Origin of the sequence: Pseudonocardia acidicola (assembly GCF_012911935.1) — a bacterium.
Taxonomy (GTDB): domain Bacteria; phylum Actinomycetota; class Actinomycetes; order Mycobacteriales; family Pseudonocardiaceae; genus Pseudonocardia; species Pseudonocardia acidicola.
The window spans coordinates 39,588-56,941 of record NZ_JAAXLA010000032.1; the positions used below are offsets into that span (position 1 = coordinate 39,588).

General features: G+C 71.7%; 16 protein-coding genes. 11 read left to right on the forward strand and 5 right to left on the reverse strand.

Translation table 11 applies throughout. From position 1 onward, the window contains the following. Positions 1-254: 254 nt before the first annotated feature. Both HF526_RS17865 and HF526_RS17870 read left to right on the forward strand, forming a co-directional pair. Positions 255-1,967, forward strand: a complete 1,713-nt coding sequence (locus HF526_RS17865) for a PucR family transcriptional regulator (protein WP_169382603.1) — start codon at positions 255-257, stop codon at positions 1,965-1,967. 613 nt (positions 1,968-2,580) lie between these two features. Continuing rightward, positions 2,581-2,769, forward strand: coding sequence for a DUF6131 family protein (locus HF526_RS17870; protein ID WP_169382577.1), 189 nt, complete (start codon positions 2,581-2,583; stop codon positions 2,767-2,769). A gap of 103 nt (positions 2,770-2,872) precedes the next feature. Here HF526_RS17870 and HF526_RS17875 read toward each other — a convergent pair whose 3' ends face one another. Beyond that, the gene (locus HF526_RS17875; protein WP_169382604.1) at positions 2,873-3,274 is read right to left on the reverse strand and encodes an anti-sigma factor antagonist; all 402 of its coding nucleotides are present in this window, start codon (positions 3,272-3,274) and stop codon (positions 2,873-2,875) included. Positions 3,275-4,122: 848 nt separating this feature from the next. Between HF526_RS17875 and HF526_RS17880 the strand changes: the two genes are divergently transcribed. Beyond that, positions 4,123-4,491: a hypothetical protein gene (locus HF526_RS17880; RefSeq protein ID WP_169382605.1), complete on the forward strand. Its 369-nt coding sequence runs from the start codon at positions 4,123-4,125 to the stop codon at positions 4,489-4,491. A 93-nt stretch (positions 4,492-4,584) separates the two neighbouring features. Here the strand turns inward: HF526_RS17880 and HF526_RS17885 are convergent, their stop codons facing one another. Beyond that, positions 4,585-5,469 (reverse strand): alpha/beta fold hydrolase, encoded by an 885-nt coding sequence (locus HF526_RS17885; RefSeq protein ID WP_169382606.1) that lies wholly within the window; start codon positions 5,467-5,469, stop codon positions 4,585-4,587. A gap of 124 nt (positions 5,470-5,593) precedes the next feature. Then, a complete protein-coding gene (locus HF526_RS17890; RefSeq protein WP_169382607.1) occupies positions 5,594-6,073 on the reverse strand; it encodes a CBS domain-containing protein in 480 nt (159 codons plus the stop codon). 209 nt (positions 6,074-6,282) lie between these two features. Here HF526_RS17890 and HF526_RS17895 point away from each other — a divergent pair, with 209 nt between their 5' ends. From HF526_RS17895 to HF526_RS17915, 6 genes are all read left to right on the forward strand, one after another. Continuing rightward, positions 6,283-7,668 carry a GAF domain-containing protein gene (locus HF526_RS17895; RefSeq protein WP_169382608.1) on the forward strand — a complete coding sequence of 462 codons (1,386 nt, stop codon included), beginning with the start codon at positions 6,283-6,285 and terminating at the stop codon, positions 7,666-7,668. Positions 7,669-8,284: 616 nt separating this feature from the next. Then, the gene (locus tag HF526_RS17900; RefSeq protein ID WP_275404070.1) at positions 8,285-9,034 is read left to right on the forward strand and encodes a class I SAM-dependent methyltransferase; all 750 of its coding nucleotides are present in this window, start codon (positions 8,285-8,287) and stop codon (positions 9,032-9,034) included. A 575-nt stretch (positions 9,035-9,609) separates the two neighbouring features. Beyond that, positions 9,610-9,882 carry a hypothetical protein gene (locus tag HF526_RS17905; protein WP_169382610.1) on the forward strand — a complete coding sequence of 91 codons (273 nt, stop codon included), beginning with the start codon at positions 9,610-9,612 and terminating at the stop codon, positions 9,880-9,882. A gap of 110 nt (positions 9,883-9,992) precedes the next feature. After that, positions 9,993-10,388 (forward strand): FAD-dependent oxidoreductase, encoded by a 396-nt coding sequence (locus HF526_RS36435; protein WP_211177407.1) that lies wholly within the window; start codon positions 9,993-9,995, stop codon positions 10,386-10,388. After that, positions 10,322-11,428, forward strand: a complete 1,107-nt coding sequence (locus HF526_RS17910; protein WP_211177408.1) for an NAD(P)/FAD-dependent oxidoreductase — start codon at positions 10,322-10,324, stop codon at positions 11,426-11,428. Before HF526_RS36435 ends, HF526_RS17910 begins: the two co-directional genes overlap by 67 nt. A gap of 114 nt (positions 11,429-11,542) precedes the next feature. Next, positions 11,543-13,261, forward strand: coding sequence for a PHA/PHB synthase family protein (locus tag HF526_RS17915; RefSeq protein ID WP_169382611.1), 1,719 nt, complete (start codon positions 11,543-11,545; stop codon positions 13,259-13,261). A gap of 9 nt (positions 13,262-13,270) precedes the next feature. Here the strand turns inward: HF526_RS17915 and HF526_RS17920 are convergent, their stop codons facing one another. Continuing rightward, positions 13,271-14,101, reverse strand: a complete 831-nt coding sequence (locus HF526_RS17920) for an IclR family transcriptional regulator domain-containing protein (RefSeq protein ID WP_169382612.1) — start codon at positions 14,099-14,101, stop codon at positions 13,271-13,273. A gap of 369 nt (positions 14,102-14,470) precedes the next feature. On the opposite strand from HF526_RS17920, the gene HF526_RS17925 reads away from it, so the two are divergent. Together HF526_RS17925 and HF526_RS17930 are read left to right on the forward strand one after the other, a co-directional pair. Then, positions 14,471-15,331: an NmrA family NAD(P)-binding protein gene (locus tag HF526_RS17925; protein WP_169382613.1), complete on the forward strand. Its 861-nt coding sequence runs from the start codon at positions 14,471-14,473 to the stop codon at positions 15,329-15,331. Between the two features lie 213 nt (positions 15,332-15,544). Next, a complete protein-coding gene (locus HF526_RS17930; protein ID WP_169382614.1) occupies positions 15,545-16,234 on the forward strand; it encodes a hypothetical protein in 690 nt (229 codons plus the stop codon). Between the two features lie 628 nt (positions 16,235-16,862). On the opposite strand, the gene rpoZ is transcribed toward HF526_RS17930, so the two are convergent. Beyond that, positions 16,863-17,135: a DNA-directed RNA polymerase subunit omega gene (gene rpoZ / locus HF526_RS17935; RefSeq protein WP_169382643.1), complete on the reverse strand. Its 273-nt coding sequence runs from the start codon at positions 17,133-17,135 to the stop codon at positions 16,863-16,865. Positions 17,136-17,354: the final 219 nt, after the last annotated feature.

Sequence of the window (17,354 nt, forward strand, 5' to 3'; positions counted from 1 at the left end):
CGTCTCGTGACGATTTCGGCGCGCCTTCGACGATTGTGTTGTTCGTCCCGGCGAGGCGTCTTTCGACGCTTGCCCAAATGGCGTCCCGAGAGTGGGTCGATCTGCTCAGCAAATAGTACCTGGTCGATGACCGTGCGCTGTTCTCGTTCGGTCCCGACGCCGGGTCCGGCCACCGCGGGGCCGATGCGGCAGGGCATATAGTCGGGTCATGAAGACGGGCCAGAAGTAGGCCAGAAGGCCCTTTCCCGGCGACTATGAGCACTACTAATCCGAGCGGATCATCGGACACTGCTGCGGCCCGCGAACAGCTGGCGCAGCTCCGCAGCCTCCTCGCCCTGTCGATGGTGCTGGCCGAGGACCACGGGGACGAGGGGATCCTGCGGATCGCCATCAGCGCGGTCGGTTCACTGGGACGCGTCGAGGTCCACGCGAGCTATCTGGTACGCGACGGGCGGCTCGTCGCGTCGTCGGTGACCTCGGATGCATCCGACCCGGGACTCGACGCCCAGGTCGAGATGCTGGCCGGGTCCGGGGGCCGGGTCACCGTGCCTGGTCGATCGTGGGGGTGGGCGTATCCGCTGGCCAGCATGAGCGGGCTGCGCGGCTATCTGGTGGTCTGCGCGGATGCGGAGCCGTCGGCCGATGAGCAACTGCTGGTGACGGTCCTCGCGCAGCAGGCGGGCGCCGCGCTGGCCGCAGCCTGCCTGCGTCGCCGGGAGCGGGAGCAGACGGAGGAACTCCGCTCGCTCACCGAGAAGCTGGGCAGCGCCGTCTCCGAGTTGGAGGAGCGCACGAGGATCCACGAGGCCCTCACCCGCGGTGTGTCCGCCCCCGACAGCGAGGTGGGTCTCGCCCGGGCGGTACACCAGCTCACCGGGCTGCCGGTGGCGGTCGAGGACACATTCGGGAACCTGCGGGCGTGGGCAGGCCCGGAGGAGCCCACCCCCTATCCCAAGGCGCCGGGACGGATCCGGTCCGAGAGCCTGCGCCGCGCCCAGCAGGAGGGCCGCCCGGTGCGGGTGAAGGACCGGATCGTCGCGCTCGCCCAGCCCGGGAGCGAGGTGCTCGGGGTGATCGCCCTGATCGACCCGGACGGGACGGCCACGCCCGCCCAGATCCTGGCCCTGGAGCACGCCGCGGTGGCGCTCGGCACCGAGCTGACCCACCAGCGGCACCTGGCCGAGGTGGAGCTGCGGCTGCGTCGTGACCTGATCGACGACCTGCTCAGCGGGGTGGTGACGAAGGACGAGGGCAGAGGTGCCCTTGCCCGAGCCCGGGCGCTGGGCCACGACCTGCACACCCCGCACCGCGTCGTGGTCATCCAGGCGCTGGACGGCCGCGACGCGGACCAGGCCCTGGTGCGGGCGGCCGAGCGGGCGGCCGCGACGCTCGGCATGGAATGCCTGCTCACCACGCGCGCGCGGACTGTGGTGCTCGTCGCCCAGCGGCCGCTGCACCTGGTGGACCCCGCCCCGTGGCCGGAACTGCACGCCGTCGTGAGCAAGCACCTGCGCTCGGCCAGGGTGGCGATCGGCGTCGGCGGCCGCTACGAGCAGCCCGGCGACGCGTCCCGCTCCTGGGAGGAGGCCCTGCACGCCCTGGAGGTCCGCCGCAGATCCCGGAACCCGGACGGTGTCACCGTCTGGGACGACCTGGGTGTCTATCGCATCCTCACCGCCGGGAAGGACGACCAGCACGTCGACACGTTCGTCCGCGAGTGGCTCGGCACGCTGCTGGACTACGACGCCGAGCACGAGACGGAACTGGTCAGGACTCTCGCCGTCTACCTGGAGAGCGGGGGCAACTACGACGAGACGGCAGAGCAGTTGCTCGTCCACCGCAGCACCCTGCGTTATCGGCTCAAGCGCATCCGTCAGATCACCGGACTGCGGGTGAACGAGGCGGACAACCGGCTGAATCTGCACCTGGCGACCCGCGCCTGGGCGCTGCTCGAAGAACCGCCCTGACCACCGGCAGACAGGCCGCCCGGCTGCTCCTGCCCGGAGACGGCGCCGGCCCGCGCCCGGCTGACGATCCTGGAACGCGGCAGACGTGACAGGCCGGGCCGTCTGCGGTATCGCAGAATGCGGCCTCGGTGCTCGATGAAGCGGGATCGTTGTGCCGTCAGGTGCAGCTCGGCGTCGTGATTCGGCCGGTTCTGCGATCACGCCCCGCGCGGCTTCGCGGATTGGCCGTCCGGCTGCCTGCAGGCCACCCGCCGACGGTGATTCGGCGGATATGGCCCGTCAGGTGAGTAACGGTCCGGGAAAGGTCTCGATTCCGTAACGCGCACGGAGTGATCATCGGCACGCATCGCGATCCCGGAAATCGGTAACGCCGATGTCAAACTATGTGCTCGGTCACGGTGGCCCGGGGTCCTGCCGCGACCGGAACCGTCGCGTGTCCGGCCAGGTCAGTGGGCATGTGGCGGCTGCGGAACGGCGCCGTTCCGCGCCGCCGGGAGGCGGTCGGCGGCCGGGCGATCAGGGCTCGTTTCCCGGACCGCCCGGACCTGACCCCGGGCGGTCGCGGACGGTTGTCGTGCTTCATCCGGCAGCCGGCGGGGCACACACCTACTGTGTGCTCGCCGTCGACCTCCGGAAAGGGTTCCGAATGATCATCCTTGGGCTTGTGCTGCTCGTTCTCGGGTTCTTGCTGAAGATCTCCCTGCTGTGGACCTTGGGCATCATCCTGCTCGTTGTCGGTGCTGTTCTGGCCATTGCCGGCGGCGTCGGCCGGGCAATCGGCCCTCGCCGCCACTATTGGTGAATGGCGATTCCGGGGGCCCCGCAGCATCGCGCTGCGGGGCCCCGGTGTCATGGTGCCGCCGTTGCCGCTCGCTCCGTCGTCGTGGGAGGCACTCCGTTCGGCGCTATGCCGATCCCGGGGGAATCCGCCCGGTCCCGGCGATGGCGTCGTCGAGGGAGTGGTACAGCGCGAGCATCCGGTCCAACCCGGTCAGCTGGATCGGCCGGATGACCGGCCGGTTGCCGTCCACCACCAGGCGCAGCGGTTCGCGCAGCCGGTGAGCCACGCGAACGGCCTCGGCCAGCACCTGCACCCCGTGCGAGCCGAAGAACGACACGTCGGTCAGATCGACCACCGACACCGCCGACGAGCCGAGTAGGGCCTCCCTGACCGCGGCCTGCAGCCGAGGGCCCGTGAGCAGATCCACCGCGCCGGCGACCGTCACCACGCAGATGCCGTCCTCGCGGACGCGGACGGTGACGGTGAGCGATTCCGCCGGGCGCGACGAATCATTGTGTGAGCTCACCTGGACACGGTAGCGACCGCGCCCGGCGGACGGTGGGAATCGGGCCGTCCACCTGCTCGGATGCCGGCGCAGCGGTTGCGGGACCAGGTGTGTCCGCAGGGTGTGTGCACCGCGGAAGGGCTTGGATCCGGCGCCAGGGCCCCTGCCGCTGGGCGGCCCTCCGCAACCGCTCGGCGCCTTGATCAACAACGGGTGTGACCTGGAGGTGGGCCGTGCGTTGCACAGGGTGCGCTCCCCGGCGTGACTCCCGCCGGAACGTGGTGGTTCCGACGGGAGTGTCGCTGCCGGCCGGATGACCGCCACCGCCCCCGAGCGGTCGTCCGGCCGGCAGTCCCGAACGTGGCCCCGCCGGTGTCGACTCGACCGCCGCCGTTCACGTTCGCGTCGCCCCGGTCCCGGGCCGGCGCCCCTACTCTCGGTCCGCCGGTCTCTCGGTTGCGGGCGCAGCAGCCGTGCCCGCTCGTCCGGGTGGTTGTCGACCACCGCCCGGACGAGCACGGCGGCCGCCGAACGCCGGTATCGTGGATCCGAGCGCGCCGGCCGCAGGCCCGATCGGCGGTGTCGCGACGGATGGCTACCCCGGCCGGATCACGTCGCAGGCCCGAACGCGCGGCGGGCGGAGCAACAGCGTGCTGCGTTCTCGTGACGTGTCGTCACCGGGCTTGTGCGAGACCGGCCGGCCCGTACGGTCTGGGGTACGGGTGGACGTGGCCGAGATCCCTGCAGCTTCGTCGAGGTCTCCGGCGCGCCGGTCGCAGGGTCCGCGTCGGCGGGGCCGGTGATCCCGACCCGATCCGGCAGCGGCCCGACCCGCGACAGCACACGACCCTGCAGTGGGGAGTCCAGTCATGACCGCGACGACATCCCAGGAGCACTTCACCTCCGCCGCCAAGACAGGCCAGGAGGCGATGTCGACCGCGCTGCGGAGCTGGGGTGAGACCGTGCAGACGGTCCTGGGGATGGGCGCCGGCCGGGGCGAGGTTCCGAGCCCGGATCACCTGGTCGACGTGTGGTTCGACGCCGCCAGCGAGGCGCTCACCGCACAGCGCGAGTTCACCAAGGCGCTGCTCACCGTCGGCACTCCGATGCTCGACGCCATGGGCCGCGCCGCACGGCACACGGCCGACACGGTCCAGGAGGCAACGCAGAAGGCGACCGACGCAGCACAGGAGGCGACCCGCGCCGGGCGGGCGAACGCGGCACGCAAGGACGGCTGAGCGCGCGGCGGTGGCGGACGGCGCATCGCCTTCCTCGTGGTGGCCGCCCGCGGCCGGGCCGTTCGGCCGCCGCCTCCGCCGGGGACCCGCCCGCTATGCCGAGGACGCGCTGCGGGATGGTGCGTCCTTGCCGGCGGCCGCTGCACACGCTCGGAGCAGCACCGCGGTGAATCGGGCCGGAGCACCGAGGAAGACTCCGTGATCGCCGTCGATCTCGTGGACGACGCAGCCGGGCACCGCGGCGGCCAGCTTCCACTGCCGGCGCGGCGGCACGACCCGATCGTGCCGGGTGATGACGACCGAGGTGGGGACGTCCACCGAACCGATCCACTCGTGTGAGGTGAACCCGCACACCGCCTGCACGGCGGCCATTGCGTCGAGAAGCCGGGTGCGCCGCATCTGCGCGAGGGCCCAGTGCCGAGCCATCGGTTCGGTGCCCCGGTCGAGCAGGCCGGCGCCGACGACGTCGGCGCCCAGCGTGTGCACGGCCGGGATCCACGCCGCGGCGGCGGTGACGCCCGGCAGCATCAGCGCGGCGGACCGCTCCCACGGTGAACCCGAGACGTTGCGGGCGGTGCAGCACAGCACCAGCCCGGCGGTGAGCTCGCGGTGCCGGCGCCACATCAGCTGCGCGACGAGCCCGCCCATGGAGTACCCGACCGGGATCAGCCGGTCGATGCCGAGCTCGGCCGCGATCCCGGCGACGTCATCGGCGCAGTCCTCCAGCCGGTACGGGGGGGAGCCGGGGAGCCCGTCGCCGTGTCCGGGCAGATCGAGTGTGAGCACCCGGAAGCGCCGGCGCAGGGCGGGGATGACGCCGGACCAGTTGAGGGCCGCGGTCAGCGTGACCCCGTGCAGCAGTACCAGGGTGGCTGCGCCCGGCGGGCCGGGAGAGTCCCAGACACGGGTCTGCCCGCGGCCGGGGAGCGTGATCACGTGTTCCCGGCCCGGCGCCACACTCGAGCCCGCTCGGTCCATCCGCCCTCCGCACCGAAACCGGACCCTCGGACCTGCGATCCGGCTGGATTGTTTCCCCCAAGTTACCCCGGGGTTTCGTGTCCAATCGTCACGCCGGCCGATGATGGGCCGATCGGCCGTACTGCTACCCGCGGGCCTCCGGTGTCTGCCGGGCCAGCGAGCGGATCAGGTCGGTCGCGGTCACGATCCCGAGCAAGCGGCCCTGATCGGCCACGAGCACCGCGTCCAGGCCGGTCTCGAACATCCGCCGGGCTGCGTGGGAGCGGCGCATCCCGGCAGGCAGCGGGTCCGTCTGCCGGTAGATGTGGCCGACGAGCACCGGTAGGAAGCTGGTCCGCGGTTCGGGATCGCGGGCGAGGCAGCGCACCACATCGGACTCGATGACGAATCCGAGGCACCGGTGCCCGTCCATGACGGGGAGGTGTCGCACCCCCGCCAAGGCCATCACCTGCATCGCCGTCGACAGCGGTGCCGTCGCGACGATGGCCACCAGCCGGGTGGTCATGATCTCGCTCAGCAGTGGATCGTCGTTCCTGGTCGGCGGTGGGGTCGCGAGGCGGGTGTGCGGGGCGGACGGTGCCCGCTCGTTGTCGTGCTCGGTCATCATCCGAGCCTCGACCCCGGCTCCGGCGCTCGAAAGGGGTCTGATGGTCTGTCGAACCCGCCCCGAAGTCCTCTTTCGCGACGGCCGCGCCCCGGCGCGTCTCGCAGTATCCGGCAGCCGAACGCTTCCTCATGCCGGGCGCGGCGCCTTAACGTGACCCCACGCTGAGGGACTGCCGCGATCAGGCCTGACTGCGCCCGGATGCCGATATGCCTGGGGGGCTGGTGGCGATGCAGATGGATGCGACCGGGGCATCACTGCAGGGGCCGCGCGCGGGTGCCGCCGACCGCCCGTTCGCGGCAGCCCGGCTCGAGCTGGACCAGTTGCTCGAGCAGCTCATCGAGCGTGCCCAGGAGGTGCTCGCCGCCCAGGGCCGGCTGCGCGGCCTGTTGCGGGCCAACCACGAGGTGGCGCGCGGGGTTGACCTCGAGGAGGTTCTCACCCACATCGTGACCGCCGCCGGTGAGCTGGTCGATGCCCGCTACGCCGCCCTCGGTGTGGTGAGCCAGGGCCGGCTGACCCGTTTCATCCACACCGGGATGGACGCCGGGACGGTCGAGCGGATCGGGCCGTTGCCCGCGGGTAAGGGCGTGCTGGGCCTGCTGGTCGACGATCCGCGGCCGTTGCGGTTACGCAGTCTGGCGGATCATCCGGCGTCGGTGGGTTTTCCCGAACATCATCCGCCGATGCGGTCGTTCCTCGGTGTCCCCATCCGGGCCCGCGAGGAGGTGTTCGGCAACCTCTACCTGGCCGAGAAGCATGGGGGTGGGGAGTTCGACGACGACGACGAGCAACTCGTGCTGGCGCTGGCCTCGGCCGCGGGCGTGGCGATCGAGAACGCCACCTTGTTCGCCGAGACCGAGCGCCGCCAGGCCTGGCAGGCGGCCTCCACCCAGATGACGACCGATCTGCTGGGCGGCTGTGAACCGTCCGAGGTGCTGGAGCGCCTGGTGCTGATGGCCTACCGGCTCAGCGGGAGCGACGCCGCTGCCCTGCTGCTGCCCACCGAGCAGGCCGGCACCCTGCAGTTCGCGGTGGCCGAGGGCAGCCTTCTGGAAGGCTGGGAGGGCCATGTCATCCCGGTGGCACGCACGGTGGCGGGCCTGGCCGTGGAGGCCGGGCGCACCATGCTGGTGGTCGATGCGTCCACGGATCCGCGCACGTCGAACACGGCGGTCCGCGCGCCCGCGGTCGGGCCGGCCGTGGCGGCTCCGCTTCTCGGTGGTGACGAGGTCCGCGGAGTGCTGCTGGTCTGCCGGACTCACAGGCGCGACCCGTTCAGCTCCGGCGAGGTCGAGATGATGGACGCCTTCGCCGGTCACGCCGGCTTGGCGCTGGAGCTGGCCCGGGCCCGGCTGAACGACGAGCTGCGGCTGCTGCAGGCCGACCGCGATCGCATCGCGCGCGAGCTGAGCCCCGACGTGATGAACCAACTGCTGACCGTCAGCACGTCGTTGAACAGCATCGCGTCGCGGATCAGCGACGGCGACGCCGTTCTCGATCTGCTGCGCGAGGCCGACCAGGTGCATCAGATCGCTCGCAGTATCGGTTCGTCGATCTTCGATGTCGGCCGTCGCGGGCGGACAACGGGGTGATTCACGTGGACGTCTGCGTCCTCCACCTCGCTCGCGACCCCGCACCAGCCGGGTGCCCGGCGCGTTATGCGGTATCACCGAGGTTTCGGCGTCGAATCGCCGCGGAAACGGTTCGGCGAACCGTCCCGACATCGCCAGAGGGACGCCGCAGTGGTCGCGGGCCTACGCCGGACCGCTCACCGGCGGGAGCGGTGGGCGCCGGGAAGACCGCCGGCCCGGATGTCCTGCGCCTCTTCGGCCGTCTGACGCATGACGCACGGCCAGGCCGCCGAATGGCCCGATGGTGCTCGGCATTCCCGGCACCGCCCCTGCGAGTCGGGGACGTGTTCGGACAAGGTCCGCTGTAGAAGGTCGGGCATGCTGGCCAGGACCACTGCGAGCGCCATGAAGTCCTCATCGGGTCGAATTCCGCGGGGTTGAGATTCCGCAGGGTAACGAAGCGAGTGCGTGCCGTATCAACTACCCGGGATCGCGTGACGACGGTGCGTCGGGGATCATGCCGCACGTTCCGGTGCTGCCGCGTACGGCCGTGGCGCCGCCGGTTCGAGCAGTTCCATCGCGCGTTGTCCGCGGACACGCGCTGCGGGGCTTCCGTACCGGGGCGTAGCCCGTAACGATGGCCGGGCACACCGTCGTGCCGTGCCCATCGAGTCGGTCGCCGTTGCGGCGCGCGTCCGTACCTCGTTCGCCCGCTGTCCGCCGTTGCCGGGCAGCCCGCGCCACCGAGAGGGGCCACATGCCCCAGACCACCCGGTCCATGCTGTCCGCCTACGGGCGCGACGCCGCGATCTACGACTCCCGTACCGCCGCCTTCGCGCAGTATCGCCGCCGCCTGGTCGATCTTCTCCCGCTGGAACGCGGCGACGTGGTGCTCGACGTCGGCTGCGGCACCGCCCTGTGCTTCGCGCTGCTCCACGAGCGGATCGGGCCCAGCGGCATGATCATCGGCGTGGACGCCTCGCGGGACATGCTCGAGGTGGCGGCCGAGCGGGTGGCCGCACACGGCTGGGACAACGTGGTGCTCGTCGAGTCCGCGGTGGAGGACGCCGAGCTGCCGGCCGTCGCCGATCACGCCCTGTTCTGCGCCGTGCACGATGTCCTGCAGTCCGGCGCCGCGCTGGACAACGTCCTCGCGCACCTGCGCGGCGGCTGGGTGGCGGCCGGCGGTGGCAAGTGGGCACCGGCCTGGGCGGTCGCGGTGAACGCCGGCGTGCTGGCGCTGCACGCCCCGTTCGTGCGCGACTTCACCGGCTTCGACCGGCCGTGGTCGCACCTGGCCGACCGGGTGCCGGGACTCGCCGTGCAGGACGTGGCGATGGGCGGCGGCTACCTGGCCGCCGGGCGCGTGCACTCCGGTGGACGCTAGCCCGACCGCCCGGACTGCATCGCTCCACCCGCCACGAAAGGCCTCCTCGCTCGTCCCGAAGACGGTGGCGCAGCGGGGGACGGCTCTCGCTCAACGGGAGCGCGCCCGCCGCCCGCGGCGCCGCCGGGCGGCCCCACGCCACCGGTTCCGAGGCCCGCCGGTAGGTCGTCGACACCGGGAGACCGGTGATCCGGGCCAGGTCCCCGAGCGACAGCGCCGGGTGGCGGGGTGAACGCGTCGAGCAGCGAGACGACCGTGCTGATCACCGACCGTCCCCGCCACTGCGTGCCGCCGCCCGCCATCCGCGCCCTTCTCGCCGGTGCCGCGCTCGGCGACGACCGGGTGGGGACGAGGTCATGGTGCCCGCGGCGGCGCGGTCGTGGCCACGGCCGGGCGGCCACTCCCACTCAGCAGGAAACCCGCGCGGGCGAGCCCGTGCCGCCGGTGGGCGGTGCTTGACTCGGCCTCGAGTCGGCCGGAACCGACCAGAGGTACGGCGCGGGAAGAGGCAGCACAACCGGCACGCCCGCCGCGACCGCGGAGGAGCAGAGCACCCGACCCGAGGAGTCACTCGCATGACCACACCCGACGTCAGTGCGGAGATCGAAGCGGCCGCCCAGCGCGTCCGAGAGCTCGGCGAACGCGTCGCCGAGCAGGCGAAGAAGAACGGGCTGGCCTGGCTCGAGGGCTACGAGCGCATGCTGAGGAACATGCTCGACCTGGAGGAGCAGGCGGCGAAGAACACCGGGCAGGAATGGGTCAGCACGCTCGCGACCGCCCACGCGAACTTCGTCCGCGAGACCTCCGAGGTCGTCTTCGGCGCCCTGCAACAGCAGCTCAAGAGCTGATCGCGGCCCTGCAGCGACCCGACCGCGTCCCACCGGCGCACAGCGCCGTTTCGCGATGGGCGGCCCGCGAACTCGGCCCTGACCGTTGACCCGGAGCAGGAGGTCACCAGATGACGACCGAGGACCGGCGGCACCGGGTTGTGGTGGTCGGCGGTGGGTTCGGCGGTCTGAACGTCATCCGCGCGCTGGCGCGCGCCGACGTGGACATCACCGTCGTGGACCGCACGAACCACCACCTGTTCCAGCCGTTGCTCTACCAGGTGGCGACGGGCATCCTGCCGCCCGGGCTGATCGCCCCGGCCCTGCGCAGCGTGATCAAGAAGCAGAAGAACGCGCGGGCGCTGCTCGCCGACGTGCACGACCTCGACCTGGCGAACAAGGTCGTTCGCGCCGAGGGCCGGACGGTCGGGCGCTGGAGCTGCCCTACGACACGCTCGTCGTGGCGACCGGGGCCACCCATTCCTACTTCGGCCACGACGAGTTCGCGCAGTACGCCCCGGGGATGAAGACGGTGGAGGACGCGCGGCACCTGCGCGACCGGATCCTGCTGGCCTTCGAGATGGCCGAGCTCGCCACCGACCCGCAGGAGCGCGCGGAGTGGCTGACGTTCGTCGTGATCGGGGCGGGCCCGACCGGTGTCGAGCTCGTCGGGCAGGTGGCCGAGCTGGCGCACACGGTGCTGCCCCAGGACTACCGATCGGTGAACACCACCGAGGCCCGGATCCTGCTGCTGGAGGGGGCCGGAGCCGTGCTCGGTCCGTTCGACCCGAAGCTGCAGCGGTACACACAACGGCGGCTCGAGCAGATGGGTGTCGAGATCCGGCTCCACACCCTCGCGGTGGACATGGACGACGAGTCGGTGACGGCCGAGGGACCCGACGGCGAGGAGGTCATCAGGGCCCGCACCCGGATCTGGGCGGCCGGGGTGCAGGCCTCGCCGCTGGCCGCGCAACTGGCCGGCCAGGTGGGCGTGGAGACCGACCGGGCGGGCCGGATCCCGGTGAACCCGGACTGCACGCTCGCCGGGCATCCGGAGGTCTTCGCGATCGGTGACATGGTGTCGCTGAACAACCTGCCCGGGGTCGCCCAGCCCGCGATGCAGGAGGGCAGGTACGTCGGCAAGGTGATCAAGACCCGGCTGGCGGGCGACCAGCAGATCGAGCCCTTCAGATATTTCGACAAGGGGTCGATGGCCACGATCGGCCACCGCAGCGCTGTCGCCGACGCGTTCGGGTTCAGGTTCACCGGCTTCGTCGGATACGTGATATGGGCCTTCATCCACGTGGCCTACCTGATCGGTTGGGGCAACCGGCTCGGGACGCTCTACACCTGGGCCCGCGCGCTGTGGTTCTCGCACAACCGCGGCCACCGGATCATCACCTTCGAGCAGGCCCACGAGCAGGCCCTCGACCATCCACGACCGCCCTCGGGTGGCGGCCCCGCGACCCCCGACCGGCCCCGCGCCGAATCGTCGCACCTCGACACCGCCACGCACACGGACCGTTCCCAGCCCGTCGGCCCGGGCCGACGGAAACCGGGCCGATGACCCTGCGGCCCGCCGATCGCGATCGGCGGTGGGCTGCCGCCGGCCCGTACGGTCCGGGCTTCCGGCCAGCGGGACGACGGCCGCGGCCGGCCGATCGCGCGTCAGGATGGGGGCATGGCCCAGGAGTCGCCGGAAACACCCCGAGAGGTCGCCGAGCGCGCAGCGGGCGTGCTGGGACCGGAGTCAGCCCTGTTCGAGGACCTGGACGCCGCCGGGTTCGGCGCCGCACTGGGCAGAGCCCTGCAGTCCAGCCTCACCAGCCCGACGGTGCTGGCCAGGGCCGCGCTCCAGCTCGCGACGGACCTGGCGCGGATCCCCGTGGCGGTGACGTCGCAGTGGTTGGGCCGCGACGTCGAGCTGCCGGTCCCGGTCGACCCGAAGGATCGGCGGTTCAGCGACCCGGCCTGGACGGGCAACCCCGTCTTCCGGTCGATGCGGCTGTCCTACCTGGCCGCGTGCCGCTTCGCCCGTGACGTCGTGGGGTCGGCGGCGCTCGAGGCGGACACGGCGAGGAAGGCGGCGATGGCGCTGGACCTGCTGCTCGACGCCGTCGCCCCGACGAACTTCCTGCCGTCCAACCCGGCTGCGCTCAAGCGCGCGTTCGACACCCTGGGCGTGAGCCTCGCCCGGGGTGCCCAGCACTTCGTCGACGACCTGATGCACAACGACGGCCGCCCCAGGCAGGTCGACACCAGCGGCTTCGAGGTGGGCCGCAACCTGGCGGTCACGCCGTCCAAGGTCGTGTACCGCAACGACCTCATGGAGCTGCTGCAGTACGAGCCGCAGACGGAGAAGGTGCACGCCGCGCCGCTGCTGTGCAGCCCACCGTGGATCAACAAGTACTACGTGATGGACCTGGCCCCGGGGCGCAGCTTCATCGAGTGGGCGGTCCAGCACGGCCGCACCGTCTTCGCGATCAGCTACAAGAACCCGTCGAAGGACATGTCCGGCACCACGATGGACGACTACCTGGTGTACGGCCCGCAGACGGCGCTCGACGTCATCTCCGACATCACCGGCGCCCAGACGATCGACATCGTCGGGCTGTGCCTCGGCGGCGCGCTGACCGCGATCACCGCGGCCTACCTGACGCAGGCCGGGGACGGCCGGATCGGCGCCCTCACGCTGCTCAACACGATGCTCGACTACGCCGAGCCCGGGGCGCTGGGCGCCTTCACCGACCAGCGCACCGTCGACCGGCTCGAGAGGAAGATGCGCAAGGAGGGCACGCTCGAGGGCAGGACGATGGCGGGCACCTTCGACGTGCTGCGCGCCAACGACCTGATCTTCAACTACGTCGTGTCCAACTGGCTGATGGGCCAGGACCCGCCGAAGTTCGACATCCTCGCCTGGAACGCCGACAGCACCCGGATGCCGGCTGCCATGCACGCGTTCTACCTGCGGAACTTCTACATACGGAACAAGCTCGCCGACGGCACGCTGGAGATCGCCGGCAAGGTGATCGACCTGAGCGTGATCAAGTCGCCGACCTACGTCGTGAGCGCGATCAACGACCACATCGTCCCGTGGGAGTCGGCCTACAAGACGACGGGTCTGCTGAGCGGCCCGGTGCGGTTCGTGCTGAGCAGCGGCGGGCACATTGCCGGGATCGTCAACCCGCCGGGGCCGAAGGTGTGGCACCTGCTGGCCGAGGACACCCCGGCGAGCGCCGCGCAGTGGCACGCCGCGGCCTCGCGGCGGGGCGGGTCGTGGTGGGAGGACTGGGCCGCCTGGTCGGCCGAACACTCCGGGCCGCTGGGCGAGCCGCCACCCATCGGGAGCCGGGTGCACCCGGTACTGGGCGAGGGGCCGGGCGACTACGTCCGGACCTGACCTGCCGCTTCAGTCCCTGGCGGCGAGCACGGCGGGCCGGCGCGGCACGACCGGCTGGAGCGACGATCGGTGCGGCGCCGTCGGGGTCGGTCGCGCCGGACCCGCCAGCTCGCGCGACAGGCTGCGGGCGGCGATGGACAGCGCCACCATCACCGGCTGCAACTCCGTGCCGAGGTCATGCACCGCCAGTTCGAGCGCCGCGACGACCTCGCCGCCCGGGCCGAAGACGGGCATCGCGACCTCGGCGGTGTTCGGCTCGCATCGGGTGACCGCGACGCGGGTCAGCCGGGTGGTCGCCAGCGCGCGCCGGAAGCGGTCGGGTGAGGTCACGGTGTGCGGGGTGTAGGGCCGCAGACCCCGCATGATCGTCATCTCGACGGTGCTGGTGGGGGAGAAGGCGAGTAGCGCGCGACCGAGCGCGGTGGGGTGCGCGGGCAGGACGGCCGCGGGAGTGAAGCCCGAGACGGGCCGGTGCCCGGGCTGCTTCTCGATGTAGGCCACGTCCAGTTCGTGCAGCACGCCCAGCCGGGCCCGGCTGCGGGTGGCCTCGGCGAGGTCCTCCAGCACGCACGGCGCGCGTTCGGCGACGCTGGGCGGGCAGGGGTCGCCGGTGCCGATCATCCGCAGCGGTAGCCCGGCGCGGTAGAGCCCGTCCTCGGTGCGCTCGAGCAGGCGCCGTGACGCCAGTTCCGAGGTGAGCCGGTGCGCGGTGGAGAGGGGGAGCCCGGCGAGGCGGGCGATCTCGGTCAGCGAGTGCTCGCTGCCCTCGGTGAAGGTCATGAGGATCGAGGTGATCTTGCTGGTGACGGATCGCCCCGACTCGGTGGAGTTGCCGGCCACTCGGTCCCTCCTGTGCTCGCGTGGAGCAGCCGCGAGGGAAGTCGCTCCAGTGCGGCCGCGTGATCGGGCTCACACAAGTAATCACACGGAGGGGTGCGGGACCAGAGCGTCATTCGGCGGGCACGATCCGCTTTTCGCATGCACCCATCCGGCCGGGTCGCCGGCACCACCCGCACTGCTGCCGGCGGTGGTACGAGGCCGGGTACCGGAGTAATGCCGGCCGCCGGGCTGGGCCATGTGTGGTCCGGCGGTCGCGCCGGTGGCTCCTCCGCCGATCCGGCCGGGCCGCGGGCGGGCCGATGCCATCCCGGTCGGATGCTTCCTCGCCGGCCGGAGCACGCCCGCGCCCGGCGCTGACCAGGAGAGATCGTGAACCGGGAGCCGCCCGTGCTGGTCCTGGGCGCGACCGGCGGGCAGGGCGGTGCGGTCCTGAACGCCGTTCTGGCCGACGGCATGTCGGCGCGGGCGGTGGTCCGCGATCCCGGCTCGGCCTCCGCCCGACGGATCGGCGGGCGCGGAGTGCAGGTCGTCGCGGGCGCGTTCGACGACCGGGAGGCGCTCGCCGCGGCCATGCACGGGGTCGCCGGGGTCTTCGCGCTCACCACGCCCTTCGAGTCCGGGCCCGACGCCGAGGTCGCGCAGGGCCGGGCGATCCTCGCCGCAGCCCGCGAGGCGCGCGTGGGGCACCTGGTGTTCGCCTCCGTCGCCGCGGCCGACCAGGGCACCGGTGTGCCGCACTTCGAGAGCGAGGCGATCATCGAGCGGGAACTCGCCGCCGGCGCCATCCCGTACACGATCATCGCGCCGACCTACTTCTTCGACAACGCCCTCGCCGGCGGGCAGCAGATCCGCGCCGGGGTACTCCCACTACCGCTGCCACCGCACCGGCGCCTGCAGCAGCTGGCCAGACCTGATCTGGGACGCGTCGCTGCGCAGGTGCTCGCGGCGCCCGCGGAGTTCACCGGCCGGCGGATCGAACTGGCCGGCGACGAGCCCACCGCCACCGAGATGGCGGCCGCGCTGACCGCGGCGCTGGGCCGGGAGGTCCGCCACGAAGAGGTCCCGATCAGCGCGATCGGCAACCCCGACATGCGGGCGATGTGGGAGTTCCTGCGCGGACCGGGATTTCAGGTCGACCTCGCGGCCCTGCGCAGCGAGCTGCCCGGCATCGGCTGGACCTCCTTCGCGACCTGGGCGCGCCAGGTCTTCCACGACGAGCCGCGCCCGTGAGGGAGGCGCTCGTCGCCGGATCGGGGAGTGTGCGAGGTTCGCACGGGATCCGCCACCTGCTCATCCGGTCGGGGTGATGTACCCGGAGCCGCGGTGGGCGAGGGTGCCCCGAGACGGGATGCGGACATCACGGACGGTTCTCGCCTCGCCGGACCTCCAGACGTCCGGCGTCAGCGTCGTCCGACACGATCGATCCGGAGACGAGGCAACGCGATGACGACGCCGACCGGCCAGGGCACCGTCCGTCTGACATCGGACGATCTCCGTGGAACGCACCATGCCGAGATCGTCGTGTTCACCAAGGATGCGCAGGGGGCCGGGGCGATCGGCGTCTGCTACAACAATCTCGGTCTTCCTGACGACATGTCGGACACGCAATTCGACGCACGATTCCGGGCCCTGGACCCCGATGTGCTCAAGGTCGCGTTCCATGGAGACGCCGTGTGGATGAACGGTCCGCGCCGCGCTGTGATGGACAGCGCAACGGCCGAGGTTCTCGACGAGGGCAAGGTCACCCCGGTGGGGGACATCCCCATGCGAACCGTGGCCACGGTCCACGTCCCCGACCTGGACCTGTTCCTCGGCAGCGAGCGGCCGCCCTACACGCAGCTCACGGTCGGGCGGACCACGGAATGGGTGTTCGCCCGCGGGCAGCAGGTGTATGAACTGGTCGCTCCCACGGGGAACGTCCATGTCATGCAGAGCTGTTCTCAGCATGTCGATCCGAGCCTGACCCTCGAGCAACTGCCCACGCTGGGGGAACGCCTGCAACTGCCCGAAGGATGGCAGTACCGGGTGCGCACGCTCGACGAGGACCTCGTCGTACGTGCGCAACGCGGAGGCGGCGACGCGCACATCGTCTTCGACGAGCTGGAGAACAACTACCAGCGTGTCGACGGCTAGTGCCGGCGGGCTCGGCACGGTACTAGCCCGATCGTCGGGCGCTGCTGATCCATCCGAAGGCGATGAGTCCGCCCACGACGACGAAGAGCACGACGAGCACCACGACGATGAGCACGCCCCAGTGTCTCCTCGGCGGTCGTGTCGTCGTCAGTGCTCCGGCCACGGTCCGGACCCCGGACGCCCGCGTCGCCGGGACCTTCGCCCCTACCGCCTCACCGGGCGGTGCACGACGGTGGCGCAAAGCCGGCTGCGAGTCCACTCCGGCAGTGCGGGCAGCCCCGTACGCCGACGGCGGAGTCGAGTGCAGCCGCGCACCCGAACATCGCCGTCACTGTCACTCGGTGACAGTCTGCATGAAAGGTACCCATGACGCTGGCCCCACCATCCGGCCGGACACACGACATATCGGTCGCCGGAGCCATCGGCCGCCTCACCGCGGAATTCCACGGCCGTTTGCGGCCACACGTCGTCAGCCGGGTCGTCTTCGGCTGCCGTCACGATCTCAGCGGTTCACCCGAGGGCGCACTCCCGGAGCTCGTCGAGCGTCTCGCGCGGCAACGCCTCCTGACATCCGCCCTGCCGGCCGCGCACCGCACCGACACGTAGCAGGACCGGGTCGGCCGCCGGGCTAGCTGCCCGCGGTGTAGTCGAGCAGGCCGCCCTGGATCTCGCGCATCGCGATCGACAGCGGCTTCTCCCGCGGGCCGGGCTCGATGAGCGGTCCGACGTACTCGAGCAGGCCCTCGCCCAGCTGCGAGTAGTAGTCGGTGATCTGACGCGCCCGTTTGGCCGCGAACATCGCGAGCGCGTATTTCGACGACACCCTGTCGAGCAGTTCGTCGATCGGGGGGTTGGTGATGCCCTCGGGGGCGGAACCGGCAACGGCGCCGGTCAACGGCATGCTCACCGGACGGACTCCTGTGGGGAGAGGTCGGGATTCGTGCCCCACGCTGCCCGCCGACACCCGGCGGGCGTAGGGACCTTCGTCGTGGGCGGCCGGGAGGAAGTCCCCGCTTTCCCCGGACGGCCGATCGCGAAGCGGGGCCCCTGCGCCAGGTCTGCCTCCCACCCCGCCGGGCCCCGAGGCCGTTCTCAGGCCCAGCCGGGACCAACGCCCCTG

Bases quoted from the DNA above. Each gene is read 5' to 3' on its own strand.
- HF526_RS17895 (WP_169382608.1), top strand. From the start codon at position 6,283: ATGCCTGGGGGGCTGGTGGCGATGCAGATGGATGCGACCGGGGCATCA.
- HF526_RS17880 (WP_169382605.1), top strand. From the start codon at position 4,123: ATGACCGCGACGACATCCCAGGAGCACTTCACCTCCGCCGCCAAGACA.
- HF526_RS36435 (WP_211177407.1), top strand. From the start codon at position 9,993: ATGACGACCGAGGACCGGCGGCACCGGGTTGTGGTGGTCGGCGGTGGG.
- HF526_RS17865 (WP_169382603.1), top strand. From the start codon at position 255: ATGAGCACTACTAATCCGAGCGGATCATCGGACACTGCTGCGGCCCGC.
- rpoZ (WP_169382643.1), bottom strand. From the start codon at position 17,135: ATGCCGTTGACCGGCGCCGTTGCCGGTTCCGCCCCCGAGGGCATCACC.
- HF526_RS17890 (WP_169382607.1), bottom strand. From the start codon at position 6,073: ATGACCGAGCACGACAACGAGCGGGCACCGTCCGCCCCGCACACCCGC.
- HF526_RS17930 (WP_169382614.1), top strand. From the start codon at position 15,545: ATGACGACGCCGACCGGCCAGGGCACCGTCCGTCTGACATCGGACGAT.
- HF526_RS17915 (WP_169382611.1), top strand. From the start codon at position 11,543: ATGGCCCAGGAGTCGCCGGAAACACCCCGAGAGGTCGCCGAGCGCGCA.
- HF526_RS17905 (WP_169382610.1), top strand. From the start codon at position 9,610: ATGACCACACCCGACGTCAGTGCGGAGATCGAAGCGGCCGCCCAGCGC.
- HF526_RS17900 (WP_275404070.1), top strand. From the start codon at position 8,285: ATGGCCGGGCACACCGTCGTGCCGTGCCCATCGAGTCGGTCGCCGTTG.
- HF526_RS17885 (WP_169382606.1), bottom strand. From the start codon at position 5,469: ATGGACCGAGCGGGCTCGAGTGTGGCGCCGGGCCGGGAACACGTGATC.